Origin of the sequence: Bradyrhizobium sp. CCBAU 45389 (assembly GCF_028128625.1) — a bacterium.
In the GTDB taxonomy this organism is placed as follows: domain Bacteria; phylum Pseudomonadota; class Alphaproteobacteria; order Rhizobiales; family Xanthobacteraceae; genus Bradyrhizobium; species Bradyrhizobium liaoningense_B.
The window spans coordinates 267,385-290,607 of the sequence record NZ_LBIY01000097.1 but is presented as its reverse complement, the minus strand read 5'-3'; the positions used below and the strand labels follow the sequence as shown (position 1 = coordinate 290,607).

General features: G+C 64.6%; 20 protein-coding genes. 10 read left to right on the top strand and 10 right to left on the bottom strand.

Annotation, left to right across the window (positions count from 1 at the left end; genetic code table 11):
- Window positions 1-143: 143 nt before the first annotated feature.
- Entirely contained in the window at window positions 144-1,448 is a 1,305-nt protein-coding gene (locus tag XH79_RS34230) for an alpha/beta hydrolase (protein WP_271584533.1), read from the top strand.
- A gap of 168 nt (window positions 1,449-1,616) precedes the next feature.
- A complete protein-coding gene (locus XH79_RS34225) occupies window positions 1,617-1,943 on the top strand; it encodes a GrlR family regulatory protein (RefSeq protein ID WP_212341393.1) in 327 nt (108 codons plus the stop codon).
- A gap of 19 nt (window positions 1,944-1,962) precedes the next feature.
- On the opposite strand, the gene XH79_RS34220 is transcribed toward XH79_RS34225, so the two are convergent.
- Window positions 1,963-2,340: a hypothetical protein gene (locus XH79_RS34220; protein WP_212341392.1), complete on the bottom strand. Its 378-nt coding sequence runs from the start codon at window positions 2,338-2,340 to the stop codon at window positions 1,963-1,965.
- Window positions 2,341-2,432: 92 nt separating this feature from the next.
- Complete coding sequence (locus tag XH79_RS34215; protein ID WP_271584532.1) at window positions 2,433-3,551, bottom strand: MFS transporter; 1,119 nt, start codon at window positions 3,549-3,551, stop codon at window positions 2,433-2,435.
- A 186-nt stretch (window positions 3,552-3,737) separates the two neighbouring features.
- On the opposite strand from XH79_RS34215, the gene thrS reads away from it, so the two are divergent.
- Window positions 3,738-5,780, top strand: a complete 2,043-nt coding sequence (gene thrS / locus XH79_RS34210; RefSeq protein ID WP_271584531.1) for a threonine--tRNA ligase — start codon at window positions 3,738-3,740, stop codon at window positions 5,778-5,780.
- A 93-nt stretch (window positions 5,781-5,873) separates the two neighbouring features.
- Complete coding sequence (locus XH79_RS34205; protein ID WP_212341389.1) at window positions 5,874-6,437, top strand: nitroreductase family protein; 564 nt, start codon at window positions 5,874-5,876, stop codon at window positions 6,435-6,437.
- A 34-nt stretch (window positions 6,438-6,471) separates the two neighbouring features.
- Here the strand turns inward: XH79_RS34205 and XH79_RS34200 are convergent, their stop codons facing one another.
- The gene (locus XH79_RS34200) at window positions 6,472-7,335 is read right to left on the bottom strand and encodes a LysR family transcriptional regulator (protein ID WP_271584530.1); all 864 of its coding nucleotides are present in this window, start codon (window positions 7,333-7,335) and stop codon (window positions 6,472-6,474) included.
- A gap of 217 nt (window positions 7,336-7,552) precedes the next feature.
- Between XH79_RS34200 and XH79_RS34195 the strand changes: the two genes are divergently transcribed.
- From XH79_RS34195 to XH79_RS34185, 3 genes are all read left to right on the top strand, one after another.
- Window positions 7,553-7,966 (top strand): TadE/TadG family type IV pilus assembly protein, encoded by a 414-nt coding sequence (locus tag XH79_RS34195; protein ID WP_212341388.1) that lies wholly within the window; start codon window positions 7,553-7,555, stop codon window positions 7,964-7,966.
- On the top strand, window positions 7,953-9,638 hold the full coding sequence (locus XH79_RS34190; RefSeq protein WP_333938927.1) for a pilus assembly protein TadG-related protein: 1,686 nt from the start codon (window positions 7,953-7,955) through the stop codon (window positions 9,636-9,638). The genes XH79_RS34195 and XH79_RS34190 overlap by 14 nt, the downstream gene beginning before the upstream one ends.
- Before the next feature lie 237 nt (window positions 9,639-9,875).
- Window positions 9,876-11,135 (top strand): serine hydrolase domain-containing protein, encoded by a 1,260-nt coding sequence (locus tag XH79_RS34185; RefSeq protein WP_212341385.1) that lies wholly within the window; start codon window positions 9,876-9,878, stop codon window positions 11,133-11,135.
- Here XH79_RS34185 and XH79_RS34180 read toward each other — a convergent pair.
- The gene (locus XH79_RS34180; RefSeq protein ID WP_271584529.1) at window positions 11,121-13,583 is read right to left on the bottom strand and encodes a putative bifunctional diguanylate cyclase/phosphodiesterase; all 2,463 of its coding nucleotides are present in this window, start codon (window positions 13,581-13,583) and stop codon (window positions 11,121-11,123) included. The two genes, XH79_RS34185 and XH79_RS34180, sit on opposite strands and share 15 nt — an antisense overlap.
- 1,082 nt (window positions 13,584-14,665) lie before the next feature.
- Complete coding sequence (locus XH79_RS34175) at window positions 14,666-15,517, bottom strand: LysR family transcriptional regulator (RefSeq protein ID WP_212341381.1); 852 nt, start codon at window positions 15,515-15,517, stop codon at window positions 14,666-14,668.
- Between the two features lie 102 nt (window positions 15,518-15,619).
- On the opposite strand from XH79_RS34175, the gene XH79_RS34170 reads away from it, so the two are divergent.
- Window positions 15,620-16,612, top strand: a complete 993-nt coding sequence (locus XH79_RS34170) for a zinc-dependent alcohol dehydrogenase family protein (RefSeq protein WP_333938919.1) — start codon at window positions 15,620-15,622, stop codon at window positions 16,610-16,612.
- A 112-nt stretch (window positions 16,613-16,724) separates the two neighbouring features.
- On the opposite strand, the gene XH79_RS34165 is transcribed toward XH79_RS34170, so the two are convergent.
- Entirely contained in the window at window positions 16,725-16,919 is a 195-nt protein-coding gene (locus XH79_RS34165) for a hypothetical protein (RefSeq protein ID WP_130369487.1), read from the bottom strand.
- 302 nt (window positions 16,920-17,221) lie between these two features.
- The gene (locus XH79_RS34160; RefSeq protein WP_271584528.1) at window positions 17,222-18,205 is read right to left on the bottom strand and encodes an aldo/keto reductase; all 984 of its coding nucleotides are present in this window, start codon (window positions 18,203-18,205) and stop codon (window positions 17,222-17,224) included.
- A gap of 101 nt (window positions 18,206-18,306) precedes the next feature.
- Here XH79_RS34160 and XH79_RS34155 point away from each other — a divergent pair, with 101 nt between their 5' ends.
- Window positions 18,307-19,200, top strand: a complete 894-nt coding sequence (locus tag XH79_RS34155) for a LysR family transcriptional regulator (protein WP_271584527.1) — start codon at window positions 18,307-18,309, stop codon at window positions 19,198-19,200.
- A gap of 148 nt (window positions 19,201-19,348) precedes the next feature.
- Here the strand turns inward: XH79_RS34155 and XH79_RS34150 are convergent, their stop codons facing one another.
- The gene (locus XH79_RS34150) at window positions 19,349-20,422 is read right to left on the bottom strand and encodes a hypothetical protein (protein WP_271584526.1); all 1,074 of its coding nucleotides are present in this window, start codon (window positions 20,420-20,422) and stop codon (window positions 19,349-19,351) included.
- 245 nt (window positions 20,423-20,667) lie between these two features.
- Between XH79_RS34150 and XH79_RS34145 the strand changes: the two genes are divergently transcribed.
- Window positions 20,668-21,720, top strand: coding sequence for a patatin-like phospholipase family protein (locus tag XH79_RS34145; RefSeq protein ID WP_271584525.1), 1,053 nt, complete (start codon window positions 20,668-20,670; stop codon window positions 21,718-21,720).
- A gap of 21 nt (window positions 21,721-21,741) precedes the next feature.
- Here the strand turns inward: XH79_RS34145 and XH79_RS34140 are convergent, their stop codons facing one another.
- A complete protein-coding gene (locus tag XH79_RS34140) occupies window positions 21,742-22,170 on the bottom strand; it encodes a CBS domain-containing protein (RefSeq protein ID WP_018647115.1) in 429 nt (142 codons plus the stop codon).
- 188 nt (window positions 22,171-22,358) lie between these two features.
- Window positions 22,359-23,165, bottom strand: coding sequence for a rhomboid family intramembrane serine protease (locus tag XH79_RS34135; protein WP_271584524.1), 807 nt, complete (start codon window positions 23,163-23,165; stop codon window positions 22,359-22,361).
- Window positions 23,166-23,223: the final 58 nt, after the last annotated feature.

Genomic DNA, 23,223 nt, shown 5'->3' with positions numbered 1-23,223 from the left:
CCCACAATCACGACACGATTGCATGGTCCTTTTGAGCATTCCGGATGTGGGGAAGTTTCTCCGGACACTTAACGTCGCCTAAACGCCCCTCGGTTCAATTGTCTAGAGATTGCCGATGGACGTGACTTTGGGGTCATGGGTGGATGGTCGGGGCCGTTCCGAGCATGAGAGCTGACATTCGTGCCGATCGGGCTTCGTCCGGTCGGCACGGTCGTGCGCTCCGGGTCGGCCTGATCTCAGCCTTGGTGCCGCTGTCGCTCGCGCTGGTTCAATGCGGCAAGGCGTCCGATCCGGCAGCGCTCGCGGCGAACTCGCAGGCCAACGTCCAGGTGGTCGCCAAGACCAATCCCCAACAGATTGCCAGCGCCGACACGTTCGAGGATCGCTTCCCCGCCCCGCAGTTCAGGGAGCGCTTCCCCTCCGCGAGCGAGAGTTTCCTGCAACGGCAGATGTCGGACTTCTCGCCCAAGCGTGCCGTGCAGCAGCAGCCGGAGCAGGCGCCCTACAAGGTCGCCTCGCTCGCGCCGCAAGTCCCCTACCAGCGTCCGCCGCGCGAAGACCTGACCACGCTCGTCAGCATGAAGTCGTCGGCCTTCCCCTATTTCGGCAACAACCCCGCCTCCGACGCGCCGTTCCTCAACATCTCCAAGGGCGACCGCCGCGGCCACCGCAGCTATTCGGGGCGTGTCTACTGGCAGGACGAGACCTACAGCGACAGCCGCGTGCTGGTGCACGTGCCCGAGCATTTCGACCTGCGCAAGCCGGGCGTGATCGTGGTGTTCTTCCATGGCAATGGCGCGACGCTGGAGCGCGACGTGCGCAACCGGCAGCTGGTGCCGCAGCAGATCACCGATTCCGGCGCCAATGCCATCCTGCTTGCGCCGCAGATGGCGGTCGATGCCGCCGATTCCAGCGCCGGAAAATTCTGGCAGCCGGGCGGCTTCAAGCGCTTCATGGAGGAATCGGCCAGCCATCTCGCCCGCCTCACCGGCGATCCCAACAGCGCGCGCGCCTTCGCCAACATGCCGATCGTCATCGTCGGCTATAGCGGCGGCTTCCTGCCGACGGCCTGGAGCTTAGAGGTCGGCGGCATCAGCGACCGCGTCCGCGGCGTCGTCCTGCTCGACGCCGTCTATGGCGAAATGGACAAGTTCGCCTCCTGGATCGAGAGCCACCGCTCGGGCTTCTTCGTCAGCTCCTACACCCGTTACACCGCACGACGCGACCGCGAGCTGATGAGCATGCTCAGGCAGAAGGGCATCAGCGTCTCCGAGGAGATGGACGGGCCCTTGCGTCCCGGCAGCGTGGTGTTCGTCGAAACCGGCGACGGCATCACCCATCGCGACTACGTGACCCGCGCCTGGACGCGGGATCCGCTCAAGGACGTATTGGTGAAGATGTTGGCGACGCCGGCGCTGGCGCTCACCCGGGTTGCGTCAAGCCGTTAGGATATTGTGCCAGCCGGTATTTGCCCGCGCTTGCCTGCAATCGTCTCAGCCGCTGATCAAAATGTGATGTTGATGGGCTTTCGTCCCCGGGAGCCAACGGATTGCGCCCGCTACCAACGATCATAATTTGCCAGCCGAATTGCAGTTGGAATTCTGCGGAGATCGGCGGTGCGTCAGGGACTATACAAGGCCGACTTCCACACGGTGCACGGGACCGGGTGCGGCGTCGTCTATGTGATGGACGGCAAGATGCGCGGCGGCAATTCCGCTTTCGCCTTCATCGGCACCTACACGGGCGAAGGCGACAGCATCAAGGTCAAGATCTCGACCCAGCGCTACAATGATGATCCGTCCTTCAAGGCCCTGTTCGGCATCGACCGGATCACGCTGACGCTCACCGGTCGCGAGGACGGCGACACGGCGGAGTTCGAAGGCAGCGCGCTGCAAGTGCCGGGCGTTGTCTTCAGGGCCGTGCTGAGCCGGATCAGCGATTAGCCGCCCGGCTCCAAACGTCTCAGGTCTTTGGCAGCTTCGGAATGCTCTCGGCAAAGCCGTTGAAGCAGGCCAGCCGCTCGTCCTCTTCCTTGAAGAAGCGGCAATCGGCGTAACCCTTGGCCTTTGCCGGCTTCGGCTTCGGCGCCGGCGGGATCACGGCGTCGTAGCAGTTGAGACGGTCCTTGGTGCCGTCGTCGATCTCGAGGCAGGCCTGGAGCCGCGCCGCGATCGATTGCGGCTTGCCCTTCGGCGCGGGCGCGGCAGTTGCGGCCGCCGCCTTGGTCCCCTTGGGCTTGACCTGCACCAGCGGCTTGTCCCCGATCATCGGTGGCTTGTCGGCTTGCGCGAACGCGGAGGTGGAATAGAGCACCGCCGCAACCGCCAGAATCATCCTCATCTCTGTCAACTCTCTCTGGTCCCCATGACCGGCCTTCTAGCGCTGTAGTGCGCCGTTTGCCAAGCACCTTGCGCACACGAACACGCGGGATTTCAGGCCGTCGCAGCCGCAGCCGGCCGGGGCCGGGTCAGGATCACCAGGACCAGCGCCAGCACGACGAAGCCGACCGCCACGAAGCCGATCGCATGCAGGAGTTCGCGGGCGAACAGCAGTCCGCCGGTGGCAGACCCGACGGCCTGGCCGATATAGAGGACGGAGGTGTTGAGCGCGACGGTCGCCGGCGCCAGCGGCGGCGCGGCCGCGACCAGCCGCACCTGCTGCATCGAATTGGTCGAGGCAAAGCCGAGCCCCCAGATCGCGACCGCGATCGCCATCAACGCGATGGTGCCCGCACTCAGCGCCCACGCGGTGATGCCCGCGAGCACGAGGCAGGTGAACAGCAGCGAGGTCCGGTAGGGTCCCCAGGTGTCGACGATGCCGACCGCATCGGGGCTCGCCCCGGTCAGCTTCTTCAGCAGCGGGCCCATGAAGGTGAACACCACGAACTGCCCGGACATTTGCAGCATCGTGATCGCCAGCAGCAGCAAGATCGCCCTGCTGCGGCCGACTGCGCTCCAGGTCTTCAGATCCACCGGCGTGCCCTTCAAGCCTGCCGGCAAGCGCAACAGCAGCAACAGAAAGCTGATCCAGCCGAGCGCGCCGATCCCAGCATAGGCGGCGCGCCAGCCATAGCGGCTGGCGATGAAGGTGATCAACGGCAGACCGACGGCGGCCGCCAGCGACCAGCCGAGAAAGATATAGGCGATCGTGCTGCCGCGCCGCTCCGCCGGCACGATCAGCGCTGCCGTACCGGCCGCCTGCGGCGTGTAGAGCGCGCCGACCGCGAGCATGACCAGGCGGATGACGAGCAGGCTCGCATAGTCGGGCGCAAACGCCGAGGCGAGATTGCCGAGCGCGAGTACCGCCAGCGTCGTGGTGAGCAGAGTCCTTCGCTCGATCCGGCTGGTCAGCCACGCCGTCAGCGGCGAGCCGATGCACAGCGTCACCGCGCCGAAGGTGATCAGGAGCCCGGCCGCATGGATGCTGATCCCGAGCCCCGCCGACAATTCCGGCAGCATGCCCGCCGGCGCCAGCACCGAACAGCCGGTGACGAGATTGCCGAGCATCAGGGCGGTCGGCGCGAAACGGCCGGCGGCGGGGGTATTTTCCATGCAAACGCATGTAGCGGCGGCGTGTGACGAGTTAAAGGGCACAACGCCAAATAGTTGGGGCTGCGCCGCGGGTTTTGCGCGCCACTTTCTTGGAAATGCCGGATTGCACAGGCCGAATCGCCTGATATATCGCTCGTTCCCGCTTACCTGCGCTCGTTCGCAGGAGTGAGCCTCAGGAGAAAAGCAATGACCGACCAGCCCAAATCCGAGTCCGGCTTCCAGTACAGCCTCTCCAACCTAAAGCCCGTGACCCCCGCTCCCAAAGTCACCCTCACCTTCCCCGACGGCGCCCGGCGCGAATACGACAAGGGCATCACCGGCCTCGATATCGCCAAGGGTATCTCGCCGTCGCTGGCCAAGCGCACGGTTGCGATGGCGCTCGACGGCGCGTTCGCCGACCTCAACGATCCCATCGAGGCCGACGCCAAGATCGAGCTCGTCAATCGCGACGATCCGCGCGCGCTCGAATTGATCCGCCACGACTGCGCGCACGTGCTGGCGGAAGCCGTGCAGACGCTTTGGCCGGGCACCCAGGTCACCATCGGCCCCGTCATCGAGAACGGATTCTACTACGACTTCTTCCGCAACGAGCCGTTCACGCCGGAAGACTTTGCCGCGATCGAGAAGAAGATGCGCGAGATCATCGCGCGCGACAAACCCTTCACCAAGGAAGTCTGGGATCGCGAGAAGACCAAGCAGGTGTTCCGCGACAAGGGCGAGGCCTTCAAGGTCGAGTTGGTCGACGCCATTCCCGGCACCGAGCCGATCAAGATCTACTACCAGGGCGACTGGTTCGACCTGTGCCGCGGCCCGCACATGACCTCGACCGGCAAGGTCGGCAATGCCTTCAAGCTGATGAAGGTGGCCGGCGCCTATTGGCGTGGCGACAGCAACAACCCGATGCTGACCCGCATCTACGGCACGGCCTTCGCCAAGCAGGAGGACCTCGACGCTTATCTGAAGCAGATCGAGGAAGCCGAGAAGCGCGACCATCGCAAGCTCGGGCGCGAGCTCGACCTCTTCCACTTCCAGGAGGAAGGTCCGGGCGTCGTGTTCTGGCACCCGAAGGGCTGGACCATCTTCCAGCAGCTGATCGCCTATATGCGCCGGCGCCTGACCGGCGACTACAGCGAGGTCAACGCGCCGCAGATCCTCGACAAGGTCCTGTGGGAGACCTCGGGCCATTGGGGCTGGTACCGCGAGAACATGTTCGCGGCGCAGTCGGCTGGCGATGAGGCCGAGGACAAGCGCTGGTTTGCGCTCAAGCCGATGAACTGCCCCGGCCACGTCCAGATCTTCAAGCACGGCCTGAAGAGCTACCGCGACCTGCCGCTGCGCCTCGCCGAGTTCGGCGTGGTGCATCGCTACGAGCCGTCCGGCGCCATGCACGGCCTGATGCGCGTGCGCGGCTTCACCCAGGACGACGCGCACATCTTCTGCACTGAGGACCAGCTCGCCGAAGAGTGCCTGAAGATCAACGATCTCATCTTGTCGACCTACGCCGATTTCGGCTTCACCGGCGACCTCACGGTGAAGCTGTCGACCCGCCCCGACAAGCGCGTCGGTACCGATGCGATGTGGGATCACGCCGAGCGCGTGATGGCCACGGTGCTGCGCGAGATCCAGACGCAGAACAATCACATCAAGACCGAGATCAACCCGGGCGAAGGCGCGTTCTACGGGCCGAAGTTCGAATATGTGCTGCGTGACGCCATCGGCCGCGACTGGCAGTGCGGCACCACGCAGGTCGACTTCAACCTGCCGGAACGGTTCGGTGCGTTCTACATCGACCATGACGGCGGCAAGAAGCCGCCTGTCATGGTGCACCGTGCGATCTGCGGCTCGATGGAGCGCTACATCGGCATCCTGATCGAGCATTATGCCGGCAACTTCCCGCTCTGGCTCTCGCCGGTGCAGGCGGTGGTCACGACCATCACCTCGGAAGGCGACGAGTACGCCAAGCAGGTCCTTGAGCAGGCACGGCGCGCAGGCCTCCGGGTCGAGATCGACCTGCGCAACGAGAAGATCAACTACAAGGTCCGCGAGCACTCGCTGGCCAAGATCCCGGCGCTGCTCGTGGTCGGCAAGAAGGAGGCCGAGACGCATTCGGTTTCCGTCCGCCGCCTCGGCAGCGACGGCCAGAAGGTGATGACGACGGAAGAGGCGATCGCCGCGCTGGTGGACGAGGCCACGCCGCCGGATGTGAAGCGGGCGCGGGGCACCATCTGATCCCTGAAATCGATCTAAATTCGCTTCCGGTTGCGGGCGTGCATGCTTATCTCAGCATGGCACGCCCGACGACCAGCTGAAGAGGACCTCCCCGTGCCCGACGCCATCGAACTCCTGAAGACCCGCCGCTCGGTCAAGCCGCGCGAAATGACCGGACCCGGCCCGTCGGCGGCCGAGCTCGAGACGATCCTCACCATCGGCGCGCGTGTACCGGATCACGGCAAGCTCGCGCCCTGGCGCTTCATCATCTTCGAGGGCGACGCCCGCCAGCGCGCCGGCGAGGTGATCGCGAAGGTCTTTGCCCGCAAGAATCCCGGCGCACCCGCCGCCGACGTCGAGACCGAGCGCAAGCGCCTCCTGGACGCGCCGCTGGTGATCGGCATCGTCAGCTTCACCAGGCCGCATCCGAAGGTGCCGGCGTTCGAGCAGGAATTGTCGGCCGGCGCCAGCGCCATGAACATCGTCACGGCCGCGGTCGCGCTCGGCTATGGCGCCTGCTGGCTGACCGGCTGGTTCGCCTTCGATCGCGACGTGCTTGACGGTCTCGGCCTCAAGCCGGACGAAAAGCTCGCCGGCTTCGTCCATATCGGCACGCCGACCAAGCCCAGCGAGGACCGTCCGCGCCCCGCTCTGTCCGATATCGTGACCAGATTTTAGGCCCGGAAAGCTTGCGCCTTTTGAGCTGAAGATCTCATCTCGGCTCGAAGAACAAGGATGCCAGCTGCTTCGTGAGTTCGGCCGCACGCGCGTTGCCGAGACTAGCTCTTACGCACATAATCCGGCGTATGGTCGGCAATTCAGGAAGATAATAGTCCCTGGCGACGACCACCGTGTCTGGCACCTTGCTGGCAGGCACGGCGGTGAATCCCATGCCGGCTTCGACCGCTCGCAGCTTGACCTCGAAATCGGGACTGTTGAAGACGATCTTGTATGAGATCTCGTGACGCTCGAGCGTTCGCACCATCCAATCATCGCCAGGCCACGTCAGGATCGGAATGGGAGACCCCGGACTTACCACGAACTGCTTAGACCTGACCCAGACGAGCGGCTCTTCAATTCCCGCCACGATCATTTGGCGGACATCGCCATCCAAGCGCTGATGATCAAACATGCAGGCAATGTCGAGATATCCCTCGATCAAGGCTTTGGCGAGGGTGCCGGACTGATCGACCTGGACGAAAATGCCTGAAAGATTGCCGGCACCTTGCTGCGCCTTGAAGAAATTGGTCGCGAAGAGCGAATTGAGCCCCAGCCTGACCGGCTGCGAGCGGTCAGTATTGCCGGACAATCTCAGTAACTGGTCATTCGCCTCGATCATGCGCCTGGCTTGTTGCAGGGCAAGCCTGCCGAGGTCGCTGAGGACCGTCCCGGTCGAGGTCCGCTCAAACAGCGGTCCGCCCACCAGATTCTGAAGCCTCTTCATCTGTGAACTGATCGCCGGCTGGCTCAGGCCCAACAGTTCACCGGCCTTCGACAGGCTTCCGGTCTCGGAGATCGCAATGGCAGTGCGCACGATTTCCGTAGGAATATTTACGTACCCCCTGCGTTGATTCATCTAATTAATTCCCCTTTAAAGTGATTAACTAGAAGTTGTTTCCGTCAGGACACACTACAACTCTGAAGTGTCGATCTAAAACAATCTTTTTATGGCCCTATAAATTTTTTGGGCCCTAGAGCTCGCAATGGCACCCGCATATTTACGGAACGATCCATACAATAAGCTGTAACGAGCATGCCCCCATCCTCGGCCACAACAAAGGGTTGAGGTCGATATGCTCAGATTCGTGCTCTGCCTGCGCGGTGCTTCCGCCGTCGAATTCGCGCTGATCACACCTCTCTTTCTATTGATGCTGTTTGGGATCGTGATCTTCGGCGGCTATCTGACGATGATTCACGGGGTCCAGCAGCTCGCCGCGGAAGCCGCCCGCTCTTCGGTCGCCGGCATCTCCGACGGCGAGCGCAACACGATTGCGACCGGCTACGTCTCCGCAAACGCCTCGACCTACCCGCTGCTGGATCCGGGCAAAATTGTCGTCAGCGCCGCTCCATCAAGCAACTCCGCGAACGTGTACGTGGTGACCGTGACATATGATGCCTCCGGCAGCATCATCTTCGCGCTTCCACTCGCACCGGCTCCCTCCTCCACGATCATTCGCTCCGCCGCGATTCCCTATGGAGGGTTCTAGGATGAAATTGGCACGGCACCTCGTGCGCCGGTTTGCCTCCGACGATCGTGGCAACGTTGCGATCATGGGAGCGATCGTAATGACCCTGGTCATCGGCTTCGCCGCGCTTGGCGTGGATGTCGGCGCGATCTTCGCCGACAGGCGCAAGGCCCAGAGCGCAGCGGACCTTGCAGCGATCGTCGCCGCCGGCAACCTGAACAACGCGACGAATGCCGCCTCAGCAACTGTCGTGCGCAACAACTATCCGGCGAACGCGCTGGTCGGCGTCGAGCTTGGCAATTACACGGCCAACGCTGCCGTCGCGCCGGACAAGCGCTTCGTCACGCCCGCAACCGGAACGCCGACGGCCGCACGAGTCACCCTCGAAACAAAGACACCGCTCTATTTCGCCCGTTACATCACCGGTTCGAGCCAATACACGATCAAGACATCGGCAACGGCATCGAGCACGGCCCTCGCTTCATTCGCGATCGGCTCACGCCTCCTTGCGGTCAACGGCGGGCTGATCAACGCCGTGCTTGGATCAATGCTGGGCACAAGCCTTTCACTGACGGCCATGGACTATCAGGCCCTCGCCAACGCGCGCATCGACGCGCTCGATTTCCTCTCTGCGGTCGCCACGCGGGCCAATGTGACCGGCCCGACTTACGACAATGTCCTGACCAGCAACGTCAAGATGGCCGACCTCATTGCGGCAATGCTGACGACGCAACAAGCCGCCAACGGCAACAACGCGGCCACGATCACCCTGTCGAGCATCGCCCAGGCCACATCCGCGCAGTTAACCCGGATTGCTCCGGGATCGCTGCTGGATCTTGGGCCTTACGGCAGCCTCGCAATTGGCCAGAAGCCGAGGGTCGGAGCCAGCCTTTCGCTTTTGAGCTTGCTGGCCGGCACCGCCGCGGTCGCGAATGGAACCAATCAGATCGCAACCAGCGTGAACCTCAACTTGCCGGGAATTACGCAGGTTTCAGTGGTTGCCACGGTCGGTGAACATCCCGTGGGCTCGGGCTGGTTCGCCGTCGGCGCGCAGGGCGCGAGCGTCCACACGGCTCAGACGCGCGTCCTGATCACGATCCAGCTCGCCGGCAGCGGCGGCATTCCCTCTGTCAATCTGCCGATTTATGTCGAGGTCGCACCGGGTACGGCGACGCTGTCCGGCATCTCCTGCGGCCGGCCAGACATCAGCAGTTCGACCGTAACGCTCGGCGTCACCCCGGGCGTCGTCGATGCCTGGGTCGGCAACGTTTCGATGGCCGACATGACCAATTTCAGGACCAAGCCCAATCCTCCGCCCGCCACATTGGTCAACGTAGCTGGCGTAACCATCACCGGCCGCGCTCATGCCGAAATCAGCAACACCTCGGCAAGGCAGGTCGACTTCAGCTACGCCGACATTCAGGCTCAGACAATCAAGACAGTCACCACGACAAATTTCACCTCGTCGTTGATGTCGAACCTGCTCAGGGACATGAGCCTGACGGTCACCGCCGGTCCGCTCGCGCTGCCGCTGCCCGGCGCCGGCTCAACGGTCGCCAATATCCTCTCCGGCGCCACCGGCTCGATCGATCAGATCCTCGCAGCCACGCTTGCCGCACTCGGTGTCGGAATTGGGCAAACGGACGTATGGGTTTCCGGGGTGCGATGCGACGGTGCGGTGCTCGTCAACTGAGTTGCCGCAGTCCATCCGAGCTGGAAGTCCAGGTCGATAAATTCCTCGCGAGCGTTCGTGCCATGTAGACGCACCCTCTCAACTGCGCCGTTGACGCCGAGATCAGGCCTGCGGACCAGACCTAGCGAGGACCGTCCGCGACCGTTCCTTTCGGAAATCGTGACGCGATTTTAATCGATGGCTTGTTGACGCCTTCGGCATCTTGCGGCTTTGATCCCGCCAGGGAGGAAGCTAGGGATGAAGCGTCGTGAATTTCTGGTCGGGGCCGCATTGCTCGCCGGCACGATGGCGCGGAGCCGCGCCGCGGACATCCCTGCCCCGTCGCCCGACGGGCTCGAGCGCATCACCGCCTATTTCGACAACGAGGTGCGAAGCGGCCGGCTGCCGGGCGCCGTGGTCCTGGTGCAGCAGCACGGCAAGCCGGTCTACCTCAAGACCTTCGGCGTGCGCGACACCAGGACCGGCCTCGCCATGACGCCGGACACGATCTTCGCCATCCACTCGATGACCAAGCCAATCACGTGCCTCGGCGCGATGATGCTGATCGACGAGGGCAAGCTCGCGCTCACCGACCCCGCGTCAAAATACGTCCCGCTCTTTGCCGACACCAAGGTCGGAATAGAGCCGGAGGGCACATCGACGGTCGAACTCGAGCCGCCGATCCGTCCCGTCAACATCGAAGATCTGCTGCGGCACACATCGGGCATCAGCTACGACTATATCGGCGCCCCCTGGGTGATGCAGGTTTACCAGGCTGCCAATATTTTCGAGGGCCCCTTCAACAACAGACAGTTCGCCGACCGTATCGCCAGGCTGCCGCTGACGCGCCAGCCCGGGACGCTGTGGCGCTACGGTCATTCGACCGACGTGCTCGGCGCCATCGTCGAGATCATCTCCGGCCAGACGCTGTACCAATTCCTCAAGCAGCGCATTCTCGATCCGCTCGGCATGACCAGCACCAAATTCGTGCTCACTGGTCCGGAGGAGCGCGCGCGGATGGCGCGGCCACTGCCGAACGACCCGATCCTGCTCGCCGGCGAACGCGACCGCCTCGCCCATCCCGAATGGGAATCCGGCGGCGGCGGGCTGCTCTCGACCATCACCGACTATCAGCGCTTCTCGCAGATGCTGCTCAATGGCGGCGAGTTCGAGGGCAAGCGCTATCTGAGCCCGGCGGCCTTCAAGGCCATGACGACCGATCACGTCGGTCCCGGCTCCGGCGTCGGACGCGACTATTTCTACTTTCCGGGCGACGGCTTCGGCTATGGCTATGGCATCGGCGTGCGCACCGATCCCGGCAATGCGAAGCCACCCCCGCCCGGCTCGATCGGCGAGTTGAAATGGGACAGTGGCAGCGGCACCTATTTCGGCGTCGATCCCAAGCTCGACATGGTCTACCTCATGATGCAGCAGACCCAGAACGAGCGCAGCCGCATCACGCCCGCGTTCAAGGCGCTGGTCTACGACTGCTTCCCCGAGGCGCTACGCCGCCCGTGAGGTGCGCTGGCCGAACTCGGCCAGCAGTGTTGCGATCTCGGCGGCGGGCCGCGCCGCGCTGAACAGAAAGCCCTGCACCTCGTTGCAGCCTTCGGCGCGCAGCCAGTCGAGCTGATCCTCGGTCTCGACGCCCTCCGCGGTCGTGGTGATGTTGAGGCTGCGGCCGAGCCCGGAGATCGCGCGCACGATCGCGCCGCAATCGGGCCGCTGCGCCAAATCCTTCACGAAGGAGCGGTCGATCTTGATCTTGTCGAACGGGAAGCTGCGGAGATAGCTGAGGCTGGAATAGCCGGTGCCGAAATCATCCATGGAGATGCCGACGCCGAGCTCGCGCAGCTGGTGCAGGATGGCGAGATTGGCATCGGTCTCGGCCAGAAAGATCGACTCGGTGATCTCGAGCTCGAGCCGCATCGGCGACAGGCCGGATTGCGCCAGGGCCGAGATCACGACCTGGACCAGGTTGCGGCTGCGGAATTGCGCCGGCGACAGGTTGACCGCGACCTTGACGTCGACAGGCCATTTCACCGCCTCGGCGCAGGCCTCGCGCAGCACCCATTCGCCGAGCTGGGTGATCAGGCCGATGTCTTCGGCGACCGGAATGAATTCCGCCGGCGAGATCATGCCCTTGTCGGGATGACGCCAGCGCAACAGCGACTCGAAGCCGGAGATGCGGTCGGAGGCGATCGACACCAGCGGCTGATAATGCAGCTCGAACTCGCCATTGGCGAACGCCCGGCGCAGATCGAGCTCCATGTCGCGGCGCTTCTGCGCCTGCAGGTCCATCTCGCGCTCGAAGAAATGATGCACGCCGCCGCCGTCGGACTTCGCCCGGTACAGCGCCATGTCGGCGTTGCGCATCAACTGCTCCGACGTGACGCCGTCACCGGGCGACAGCGCGATGCCGATGCTGGCGCCGATCACCATCTCCTGCCCGTCGATCTCATAGGGCGACTTCAGCATGTCGATCAGCAGGCTCGCGCAGGCACTGGCTTCGTTCGGCGACACGTCCGCGGCCAGGATGACGGCGAACTCGTCGCCGCCGAGCCGGGCCGCGAGATTGGCGCCGCGGACCGCGGTGGTCAGGCGCTCGGCGACCTCTTTCAACAGGCGATCACCCGAGGGATGCCCGAAGGAATCGTTGATGTTCTTGAACAGGTCGAGGTCGATGTAGAGCACGCCGACCCGTTTTCCGCCGGCCTGCTCGAGCGCCTGCCTCAAGCGCTCCTGGAAATATTCGCGGTTCGGCAGATCGGTGAGCCCGTCATGGTGCGCCATGTGGGCGATGCGTGCCTCGGCCTTGCGCCGCTCGGTGATGTCGACCACCGCGACCAGATAGCCGTCGCGATCATTGAATGCGACGCGGCGGCCGAAGGTGAGCACCTCGATCTCGCTGCCGTCGGCGCGCAAATGCCGCCAGTTGCGCGAGGAGTGATAGGTGTCGCCGATGCGTTCGAGGGCTTCGGCGTGACTGTCCCACTCGTCCTGCGGCCAGATCTCGTGCAGCTTCATGCGCAGGAAAGTCGCGCGGCTGTAGCCGTAATGCTGGACCGCGGCGTCGTTGACGCTGAGAAACTCCTTGCTCCCGGCGTCGAACACCCACATCGGCATCGGGTTGTTGTCGAACAGCAGGCGGAACGAGGCGTCGCGTCGCTTCAAGGCGGTGACGTCGGAGATCGTCAGCGAGACCACATCGGCGAAGGCCGTCGCACTGAGGCGGAGATGGCGGTCATCATGCTCGATCTCGAGCTGTTCGCCGCGGCCGCCGGAAACGGTCCGGAGCAGGAATTCCATGATGTCGGGCGATGCCAGCAGCGTGCCGCCCTCGCTGATCCGGCGCCACAACAGGCTCGCGCCTGCAGCCTTCAGCAGCACGCCCGCGCTCTTGTTATGGTGCACGATCTGGAGATCGAACGGCTTGCCGCCGGCATCGCGCAGTGTCGCCAGCGAGATCACGGCATCGTCGGTCGCGGAGAAGATCGCATCGAGCAGATTGTATTGCGCGCCGCGCTCGTTGACATAGGCGCCGACCAGCGTGGCGCCCCAGCGCGAGGCGGTCGGCAGCGCCAGCACATCATAGGTCCGGACCATGCCGTCGCGCACGCAATGCGCGCTTGCCTGGTGCGGCTGTCCGTTTGCCAGCGCGTTCGCCGCCGCTTCGGACAAGGCCGTGGCGCAATCCGGCGAGAGCTCGGCGACCGGGATGTCCCAGCGCTCCTCGCCGAGCCACTTCTGCACGTAACGGCCGCTGCGCGACAGTTCGAGCGCACCGTCGTTCTTCAACAGCGCGATGTGGTCGGCGAGCCGCCCGAGGCTACCGAGCATCACGTCCTCGTAGCGCGGCAGCCGCTCACCCGGCTTCAACGCCGCACGCCATTTGCGCTGAAGCACCGGGATGTCGTCGAACATTTCGGCGGCCGGTTTTCCCGGCATCGTCTTCGCGGCAGTCATCGCAGTCCCCAACGCACTTTCCCGGCGCATCCAATGCAGATGCACTTAATGGCATGTAAAGAGCGCGCGGGCGCGGGTTCCATTCGGCGATTATGACAGTTTTAAGTCGGGTGTTGGTTAGTAGCCGTTAGAGACTATGACGGTTGTGTTTTGCGCACAGGCGGTGACCGCACTCTCACTGTCGTCCTGGCGAAAGCCAGGACCCATAGCCACCGAACTTCGTTATTGCGAACGCTGGTGGCCACGCTGAACTCTGACAACGCTGACCGGGGTAATGGGTCCTGGCTTTCGCCAGGACGACGTTGGGGAGGCGGTGTGCTCACCTCTCGCAATGACGGAGTGTGAGCGAGAGCGGACTCTTTCAATTCGCATTGTCATTCACAGACACACCTTCGCATCCTCGCGGCATTTTTCGCCCGAGCTTTGCTTCCGTCGTCTCACCCCCACATGAAAGAGGGCGCAGGGAAGGCCGGGAGCCGGCTGGCACCCGCGGTCCACTGTGCGAAGTTGCAGTAAAAAAATCTGCACAGCGGCATACAGGTGAAGCCAGGACATCCCGGCCTTCCCTGCGCAGTGGTTTTACGGCTTATGTCGTGATCTCCCCGGGGAGCGATGCACTATTGCCCCCGTCGCCGTGCGGATGATCGATGCGCGGGCCCGGTCGGGCCGCAACATCACCGCAAGACTTGACGCACAGACCCCGGGCGTCAGGACCACACGATTTTGCCGTACGCTGATGGCACCGGTCGTGTGCGCGAGGTCTTTGCTCACGGTCTCCCGCCCTGCAAACCCGTTCGCGCCAACGCCATCTGCGTCCACCGCCGCCCGGCCCGCGTTCGTGACGATCGCGATACGCCCCTCTTCCTTGGGCCGGAGTGCGCGCACTATCCGTCAATTCCGAATTTCGGTAAAGCGGAATGTTTTCGCAGTGGCGGATTGACCGATGGTTTGGGTGTTTTGCCCGACAGGCAACGCAAGGGATTGATGCGTAGGGTGGGTTAGCCGAAGGCGTAACCCACCCATTCTCTCGCCGCGGAGACCAAAGAGGTGGATTACGCTTCGCTAATCCACCCTACGAAGCTTCACCCCGCCAGCTTCTCAATCACTAGGTCCAGCAGCGCGCGCAGGCGGGCCAGGCGCTTGAGGTCGCGGTGATAGCCGACATAGGTGTCGCGGCCCGGCGGCGACGTGCCGATGTCGAGCGCGACCAGCCTTCGGTCGCGGTCGCCGAGCGGGCGCGGCAGCACGGCCAATCCGCCGCCGCTCGCGCAGAGCTCGGCCTGCGCCTGCCTGTTGTTGCTGCGCGAGGCGACCTCCGCGTTGGGCAGGGTGCGCTTCAGCCAGACCGCGTCCGGCATGTCGGCGAATTCGGCATTCATGGTAACGACGCGAACGCCGCGCCCGTCGCCGGCGCGTGGCGGCTTGCCGCCCTTCCTGCCATAGAGCGCGTAGGAAATATGGAGCAGCTTTCGCGAGATCACCTCGGGCTCGCTGAATGGCTTGATGCGGAAGACGAGATCGGCCTCGCGGCGCGGCAGGCTGTAGAGGCGCGCATCGGTCAGGAGTTCGACGGTCACTTTGGGGTGGCGTTTGCCGAAGGCGGCGATCACCGGCGACAGCATCACTGTCCCGAACCAGTCCGACGACGACAGGCGCAACAGGCCGTCCAGTTGCGTCTCCGCGCCGGAGGCGTGACGCTCCAGCGCGAGCGCCTCTTCCTCGATCCGCTCGGCGTGGCGCAGCACGGCGGTGCCCTCGTCGGTGAGGACGAAACCGTCGGCGGTGCGCTGGAACAGCGTCTGTCCCAAAGCCTGTTCGAGCGCGCGAAGCCGCCGGCCCATGGTCGGCTGGGTCTGGCCAATCTTGCGCGCGGCAGCCCCAAGCGTGCCCTCGCGCGCAATCGCCAGGAAGATGCGCAGATCGCTCCAGTCCATCGGACGCCCTCATACAAAAATGCACGATCATCGTACATTGTCGTTTCTTTCCATGCAAAAATTCATGGGCATATTGGAGGGCGACAACGGAGCAGAACTATCATGACCGAACAGTCGACCATGCGCGCAGCGATCCTCGAGACCCACAACGCGACGCTACGCATCTCGCAGATCTCCGTGCCGGATATCGGCCCCGGTGAGGTGCTGGTGCGGGTCCGCGCGAGCGGCGTCAATCCGCTCGATACCAAGATCCACGCCGGCGCAGCCGCGCACGCCCGCCATCCGCTCCCTGCGATCCTCGGCCTCGATCTCAGCGGCGTGGTCGAGGAGACCGGATGCGCGGTGACGCGATTCAAGGAGGGCGACGAGGTCTATGGCATGACAGGCGGCGTCGGCGGCGTGCCGGGATCGCTGGCCGAATTCGCCGCGGTCGATGCCGATTTGCTGGCGCTCAAGCCTGCCAATCTCAGCATGCGCGAGGCCGCTGCCCTGCCCCTGATCTTCATCACCGCCTGGGAAGGCCTGATCGACCGCGCGTCGCTGGAAGCCGGCCAGAACGTGCTAATCCATGGCGGGGCCGGCGGCGTCGGCCATGTCGCGATCCAGATCGCGCGTGCCTTCGGCGCAAACGTGTTCGCAACGGGGTCAGTGGCGCAGCGCGCGACGGTCGAGGCGCTCGGTGCCGTCTTCATCGACCGCGACACTGCAATCGAGACTTACGTGGCAGAGCATACAGGTGGCCGCGGCTTCGACATCGTCTACGACACCGTCGGCGGCAAGGTGCTCGATGCATCCTTCGCGGCGGTGCGCCGCTTCGGCCATGTCGTGAGCGCGCTCGGCTGGGGCACGCATGCGCTCGCGCCGCTGTCCTTCCGTGCCGCCAGCTATTCCGGCGTGTTCACGCTGCTGCCGTTGCTGACCGGAGCAGGCCGCGCGCATCACGGAGAGATCATGAACGAGGCGACGCGTCTGGTCGAGACCGGCAAGCTCGTGCCGATGCTCGATGCAAGGCGGTTCACGCTGGAGAATGTGGGCGATGCCTATGCGCTGATCCGCGATCACAGCGCGAAGGGCAAGCTGGTGGTGGATGTCTGAGATGGAGCCTGTAGCCCGGATGAGCGAAAGCGGCATCCGAGGTTCTATCCGTGCAGATACTGCGGTCCCGGGTATCGCTGCGCTCACCCGGGCTACGAAGCTGCGCGGGCGGCTAGTCCTCGCTCGACGCCGCAAACGGGTTGCGCAGATAGGCCTGCGACAGCAGGAAAAACAACGCGCGCTCGCCATGATATTTGGCGGCAGGCCGGGTGCGCTCGAACCCGTCGGCAAAGATCTTGCCGGACTGGTCGCACACCTGCCACCGCCAACCGAACCGTTTGCGCCTGGTAAGGATCACTTCGAACATGCCGACGGGCTTGGTCCCTGCTCCTCCGTCTCGCAGGCGCATGAGCCTGCTTCCGGCGTCCCCCATTGGACGGATGCCCGACATATAACGCAGCAGGATGGAAAGAGAATAAAATTGATTATCGGAATAACGTATCTTCCACCGGCGATGACGACGTCGCAACATCCGTGGAATAAGCCAACGCGACCGGTGTTAATCGACCTTCCAATGCAGCTTGGTAGCGCTCGCACGCGTATTCAAACCGGAACACAAGACGCAAGGTCCGGTAAGCAAACGCTCACCGGGCCCGCATGCAACATGTGTCAGCGGCCAACCCGCGCCTGGAGATGGGCGGGATAGCGATCACCTTGCACCGCCACCCTGGCCAGCACTCCTGCAATCGCGGCGAGATCGGTCTCGGACAACGTTACCACCGCCGCGCCAAGGTTCTCCTCGAGCCGGTGCAGCTTGGTGGTGCCGGGAATCGGCACGATCCACCGCTTTTGCGCCAGCAGCCAGGCGAGCGCGATCTGTGCCGGCGTCGCCTGCTTCGCCGCGGCGATCTCGCCGAGCAGTTCGACCAGCGTCTGGTTGGCCTTTCGTGCGCTGGATGAGAAGCGCGGTACGATATTGCGGAAGTCGCTCTTGTCGAAGGTCGTGCTTTCGCTGATCGCGCCGGTCAGAAAGCCTTTGCCGAGCGGACTGAAAGGAACGAAGCCGATGCCGAGCTCTTCCAGAACAGGCAGGATTTCCTGCTCCGGCTCGCGCCACCACAGCGAATATTCGCTTTGCAGTGCGGTGACGGGCTGCACCGCATGGGCGCGGCGGATGGTTTGCGCGCCCGCCTCCGACATGCCGAAGTGCAGGACCTTACCCTCGCGAATCAAATCCTTCACCGCGCCGGCGGTGTCCTCGACCGGCACGTCGGGATCGACGCGGTGCTGATAGAACAGATCGATGCGGTCGGTCCTGAGCCGCTTCAAGGCAGCCTCGGCCACCGCCTTGACGTTGGCGGGCCGGCTGTCGAGCCCGGCCTCGACCTTGCCGCCGCTGAAGCCGAACTTGGTGGCGACGACGACCTTGTCGCGGAACGGCGCCAGCGCCTCGCCGAGCAATTCCTCATTGGCGAAAGGGCCGTAGGCCTCGGCGGTGTCGAAGAAGGTGACGCCGCGCTCGAAGGCAGTCCTGATCAGTGTGACCGCCTGTGACGTCTCGGTCGCCGGACCATAGCCGTAGCTCAATCCCATGCAGCCGAGGCCGAGGGCCGAGACTTCGAGACCACTCTTGCCCAGTTTGCGCGTTTGCATCGTCAGCTCTCCTTCATCGTCTTCGGCCTCCGAATTTAGGCCGCGCGCGAGCCTGCGATTAGGTGATAAAAGCGGCATGTACTCATGATCCGGATTCATGAATGGCCCGCACCAACGTCAACGACCTCCTCGCCTTCCTCGCCGTCGCGCGCGAGCGCAGCTTCACCCGCGCTGCAGCCCAGCTCGGGTTGTCGCAATCGGCGCTCAGCCACACCGTGCGCGGCCTCGAGGAGCGGCTGGGCTTGAGGCTCCTCACCCGCACCACCCGCAGCGTCGCGCCGACAGAGGCCGGCGAACGCCTGCTGCGCAATATCGGGCCGCGCTTTGCCGAGATCGATGCGGAGCTGTCGGCGCTGACCGCGCTGCGCGAGACGCCGGCCGGCACCGTGCGCATCACCACCGGCGAGCATGCGGCGCAGACCATCCTGTGGCCGGCGCTGGCGAAGCTGCTGCCGCGCTATCCTGACATCAAGGTCGAGCTCGTCGTCGACTATGGCCTCACCGACATCGTCGCCGAGCGTTACGATGCCGGCGTGCGGCTCGGCGAGCAGGTCGCCAAGGACATGATCGCGGTGCGGATCGGCCCGGAGATGCGCATGGCGGTGGTAGGCTCGCCGGCCTATTTCGCCGCACGGGCCAAGCCGAAGCAGCCGCAGGATCTGACCGAGCATAGTTGCATCAACCTTCGCCTGCCCACCTATGGCGGGATCTACGCCTGGGAGTTCGAGAAGCGCGGCCGAGCCATGAAGGTGCGCGTCGACGGCCAGCTCGTGTTCAACACCGGCCTCTTGCGGATGAACGCCGTGCTGGCGGGGCTCGGTCTTGCCTATGTCCCGGAGGACATCGTGAAGCGCGAGATCGCCGACGGACGATTGATCCGCGTGCTCGCCGACTGGTGCGCGCCGTTCGCCGGCTACCACCTCTATTACCCGAGCCGGCGGCAGCCGACGCCGGCGTTTGCGGTGCTGGTGGAGGCGTTGAGGTATCGGAAATGAGAAGGTCTCGTGCCCCGGACGCAGCGCAGCGCCTCTTCGGCGGTGCGCTGCAGAGCCGGGGGCCATCCATCGAGATATACGCTGCGGCCTTCTGGGTCCCGGCTCAGCGGTGCATCACTCCGTGCTGCACCGCGTCCGGGACACGAGACTACCGCGCCACCACTTCCACTTCGCCGTCGACGCCGTTCACGACGTTGAAGCCGCGCTCGTAGACCTTGCCTTCGTTCTTGGCGATGGCGCGGTATTCACCTTCGGACAGCACGACGCGCGGGAAGGCGCCGATCGATTCCTTGATGACGTCGCCGCCGGGGGTCAGCACCGACCAGGCGGTGTTGGCGAGCGCCTCGCCGCCCCGGTCGCTGACGAGCTTGAGCGTGATGACGGCGGCGCGATGGGTGATGGTGACGTCGGTGAGCTTGCCGGCCTGGACGCGGATGTCCGAGCGCACCACCGAATTGGCATCGCCATAATTGGAGACGATGTAGTAGGTGCCCTCCGGGATCAGCACGACGTCGCCGGCGGCGACGTTGGGCACCAGCGAGGCGCGCTCGCCGGATTCGAACTGGCTGCCCTTGTAGATCGCGAACGAGATCTGGTTCTGCGGAATGCGGCTGGTGCCGACGCGGCCTTCGATGCGTAAGCCCCCGGCCGGCAGCACGAAGGATTCGCGGTCGGTCTCGGCCTTCAGGCTGACGGTGCGCACTGCGCTGACGAGGCCGAAGGCGACGTGGACGACGTAATTGCCGGGCGGCAGCACGATGTTCGGCGTGGCGCTGCGGTCCTCGCGGATCAGCTTGAAGGTGCCGTTCTCGTCGGGACGATCGGCAAACACGCGCCAGACCAGGCCGCTGGTGATCGCAGGAGAATCCTTGCCATATTTCGCGGTCAGCGACAGCACGCCCTGTCCGGGTACCGCCGCATTGAGCGGCGCGGCCGACGGCACCGTCGTGACCGCGGGCGGCGGCATGCTGGGCGTCACAGGCTGGGTCAGGGTCGGCGGCAGGCTCGGAGGACCGATGCCCGGGCCGGAGGGCGGCGCCAGGCTGACGGCACCGCCGGGATCGGGCACCGAGGCCGGGGGCACCGGCGGCGGGCGATCGGAGAAAAGCTGCGCCTGCGCAGCGTTTTGGCCTGCTGCCACGAGGCAGACGGCAAGGATCAGCGCCGGCAGCAGGCTGCCGCCGCGCCGCCATCCGATGATGCCGTCACCCCCGCGTGTCATGTTCCCTGCTTTTCACCGAAAACGCGGCAAATTCAAGCCTCGGATATCCCAGGAAATACGGCTTCATGCGATCTATGGAACCCGACTGACGCCTGCGTGATTAGACTTAAGGCAACCGCCCCTCGCCATACTCCTGCCCAGCGCCTTTACCAAAGCGGCATAAACCATGCTTTGCCCCTGATATGGCGGAGCGCAAGTGGGGTGCCTAGTCTGGCGGTGGGTGGCCCCAGCGTAGGAGAGTTTTAGTGCTGGAGATCTTGAAGGGCCGCAGCTCGAACGGCTCCAACGGCGAGAAGGCCGGCGAAAAAGTCGGCGAGAAAGTCGGCTTGGGCAGCATCCGCCGGCCAGTCATTGGCCTCGCACTCGGCGGCGGCGCGGCGCGCGGCTTTGCCCATATCGGGATCCTGAGGACCCTGATTGCCAACGGCATCGTACCCGACGTCGTGGTCGGCACCTCGATCGGCGCCGTGGTCGGCGGCCTCCATGCGGCCGGCCGGCTCGATACGTTCGAAGAGTGGGGGCGCAGCCTGCAGGGCATGCGCAACATCCTCGGCTATCTCGACATCCGCCTCAACGGCTCCGGCCTGATCGGCGGCGATAAGCTGGCAACCCGGCTCGAGAAGGCGGTCGGCCAGACCCTGATCGAGGACCTGCCCATCAAGTTCGCCGCTGTTGCGACCGAGGTCCGCACCGGCCACGAGATCTGGCTGACGCGCGGCCGCATGGTCGACGCGATGCGGGCGTCCTACGCCCTGCCCGGCATCTTCTCACCGGTCCTGATCGGCGACCGCTGGCTGGTCGACGGCACGCTGGTCAATCCGGTGCCGGTCTCGGCCGCCCGCGCGCTCGGCGCCGAAATCGTCATCGCCGCAAATCTTTCCAGCGACATCTTCACCCATTCCACGACGATCCATGCGCACGGCGCGGCGCCCGCCCCGGTCGCCTCCGAGGCCGAGGCGACGACGACCAAGCGGCGCTTTCCGCGCCTGTTCTCGCCCGAGAAGACCGTGAAGCGCGAGTTCTTCGGCGGCGGCGGACGGCCCGGCATCTCCTCGGTGATGGTCGATGCCTTCAACATCATGCAGGACCGCATCACCCGCGCGCGCCTTGCCGGCGATCCGCCCGACATGTTGATCACGCCGCGGGTCGGCCACTTCGGCTGGTTCGACTTCCACCGCTCCGAGGACCTGATCGCGCATGGCACGCGCGCCGCCGAGCGCGCGCTGCAATCGATCCAGGAGGCGATCGAAGTGCTCGCGCCGGCGCCCGCGGGCCACGCGCCCAAAGCAGACGAATAAGGCGGACCCGCGTGAGGTCCGTCAGGCCGTCTTGATGTAGTCGCGCAGGGCTTCCTGCTCGGTCTCGTATTCGCGGACACGCCATTTGACGATGTCGCCGATCGAGATCAGGCCGACCACCTTGCCGTTGTCGAGCACGGGCAGATGGCGGAACTTGCCGGTCGTCATCGTCTCCATGAGCTCGGCGACCGTGTCGGTCTCCTTGCAGGTGACGACCTTGCGGGTCATGACCTCCGAGACCGGCTCCTCCAGCACGCCGGCGCCGCGATCGCCGAGCACGCGCACGATGTCGCGCTCGGACAGGATGCCTTCCAGCCGGCTCTGGTTCATCACCAGCACCGCGCCGATCTTCTTCTCACCGAGCAGCTTGATCGCGGCCGACAGCTTGACGTCGGGCTCGACGCTCATGATCTGGTGGCCCTTGGTGTTGAGAATGGAACGTACCGTCATTGCCGCCTCCCTGAATCGAAGCCGTCCGCCTTTGGCGGTCCGGACTTGTTCGCGAGTCTTCAACTAACAGTTTCGGCGCGGGTTTCACGCTCGCGCGCTTGTCGAAGCGTTGCCTCTAGGGGCTTGTCGCTTCGGAACATTCTTCCAGCGAATGATGGATGAATTCGGGCCGGGCCGCAAGCACAGCTTCAAATACGGTCGGAAACGTCCTGCGATGACGCATCCGCAGCATCGCTTCGCACGCGCGGCACGGGATCGAACAGCGCGAACAGCAACAGGCCGGCGAAGAAACCGCCGATATGTGCCTGCCAGGCAACGCTGGTGGTCTCGGCATCGATGCCGATCGCGCCGACGCCGAAGATGATGTTGACGCCGAACCACACTGCGAGGAAGGCGACCACCCGCCCGTCGCGCAGCGCACGCGACAGCGGCAGCGCAGGAACTTTTGCGGCGGTATCGGCATCCGATCGGCTGAACGACAGGAAGCTGCCGCGAGCGAAAGCAAAGCGGATCGCGGCTGCCATCGCGCCCGACACCGACGCCGAGGCGCCGATCATCGGCGCCACCGCATGCTCATGGGTGACGAGATGGGCGAGCGCGCCGGCCGCCGCCGTCACCGCCATGAAGACGAAGAACCTGATCGCGCCGAAGCGCCGCGCCAGCGCGCTGCCGAACGGCAGCAGCCACAGCACATTGAAGCCGAGATGGGTCAGATTGGCGTGCAGCAGCGAATAGGTGACGAAGCTCCAGACTTTGGCGCCGGCGCCACCGGGGATCTGCAGATTGAGCAGCGAGGCATCGTAGCGCTTCGGGATGAAGCCGAAGACGTCGATGGTCCAGTTTTCGAGCTCCGGCGGCAGCAGCACCCGCAGATGGATCAGCGCCAGCAGGGCGATATAGGCGGTCAGCGCCGCCGGCAGCGTCAGGATCGGCTCGCGCGGAGCCTCCTCGTGGACGGCCGGCACGTCCGGCGACGAATCTTGCGGGGAATCCAAGGCAGCTTCGCTTTCAGGCGCGATCGGAGCGACAGGCTTGGAGATAGTCGCCTTTGCC

What these genes read in the sequence shown, in the direction of transcription:
- XH79_RS34200 (WP_271584530.1), bottom strand. Translation starts at nt 7,335, where the DNA reads ATGAATCAACGCAGGGGGTACGTAAATATTCCTACGGAAATCGTGCGC.
- XH79_RS34190 (WP_333938927.1), top strand. Translation starts at nt 7,953, where the DNA reads ATGGAGGGTTCTAGGATGAAATTGGCACGGCACCTCGTGCGCCGGTTT.
- XH79_RS34165 (WP_130369487.1), bottom strand. Translation starts at nt 16,919, where the DNA reads ATGTTCGAAGTGATCCTTACCAGGCGCAAACGGTTCGGTTGGCGGTGG.
- XH79_RS34215 (WP_271584532.1), bottom strand. Translation starts at nt 3,551, where the DNA reads ATGGAAAATACCCCCGCCGCCGGCCGTTTCGCGCCGACCGCCCTGATG.
- XH79_RS34155 (WP_271584527.1), top strand. Translation starts at nt 18,307, where the DNA reads ATGGCCCGCACCAACGTCAACGACCTCCTCGCCTTCCTCGCCGTCGCG.
- XH79_RS34230 (WP_271584533.1), top strand. Translation starts at nt 144, where the DNA reads ATGGTCGGGGCCGTTCCGAGCATGAGAGCTGACATTCGTGCCGATCGG.
- XH79_RS34185 (WP_212341385.1), top strand. Translation starts at nt 9,876, where the DNA reads ATGAAGCGTCGTGAATTTCTGGTCGGGGCCGCATTGCTCGCCGGCACG.
- XH79_RS34170 (WP_333938919.1), top strand. Translation starts at nt 15,620, where the DNA reads ATGACCGAACAGTCGACCATGCGCGCAGCGATCCTCGAGACCCACAAC.
- XH79_RS34175 (WP_212341381.1), bottom strand. Translation starts at nt 15,517, where the DNA reads ATGGACTGGAGCGATCTGCGCATCTTCCTGGCGATTGCGCGCGAGGGC.
- XH79_RS34180 (WP_271584529.1), bottom strand. Translation starts at nt 13,583, where the DNA reads ATGACTGCCGCGAAGACGATGCCGGGAAAACCGGCCGCCGAAATGTTC.
- XH79_RS34220 (WP_212341392.1), bottom strand. Translation starts at nt 2,340, where the DNA reads ATGAGGATGATTCTGGCGGTTGCGGCGGTGCTCTATTCCACCTCCGCG.
- XH79_RS34195 (WP_212341388.1), top strand. Translation starts at nt 7,553, where the DNA reads ATGCTCAGATTCGTGCTCTGCCTGCGCGGTGCTTCCGCCGTCGAATTC.
- XH79_RS34140 (WP_018647115.1), bottom strand. Translation starts at nt 22,170, where the DNA reads ATGACGGTACGTTCCATTCTCAACACCAAGGGCCACCAGATCATGAGC.
- thrS (WP_271584531.1), top strand. Translation starts at nt 3,738, where the DNA reads ATGACCGACCAGCCCAAATCCGAGTCCGGCTTCCAGTACAGCCTCTCC.
- XH79_RS34160 (WP_271584528.1), bottom strand. Translation starts at nt 18,205, where the DNA reads ATGCAAACGCGCAAACTGGGCAAGAGTGGTCTCGAAGTCTCGGCCCTC.
- XH79_RS34150 (WP_271584526.1), bottom strand. Translation starts at nt 20,422, where the DNA reads ATGACACGCGGGGGTGACGGCATCATCGGATGGCGGCGCGGCGGCAGC.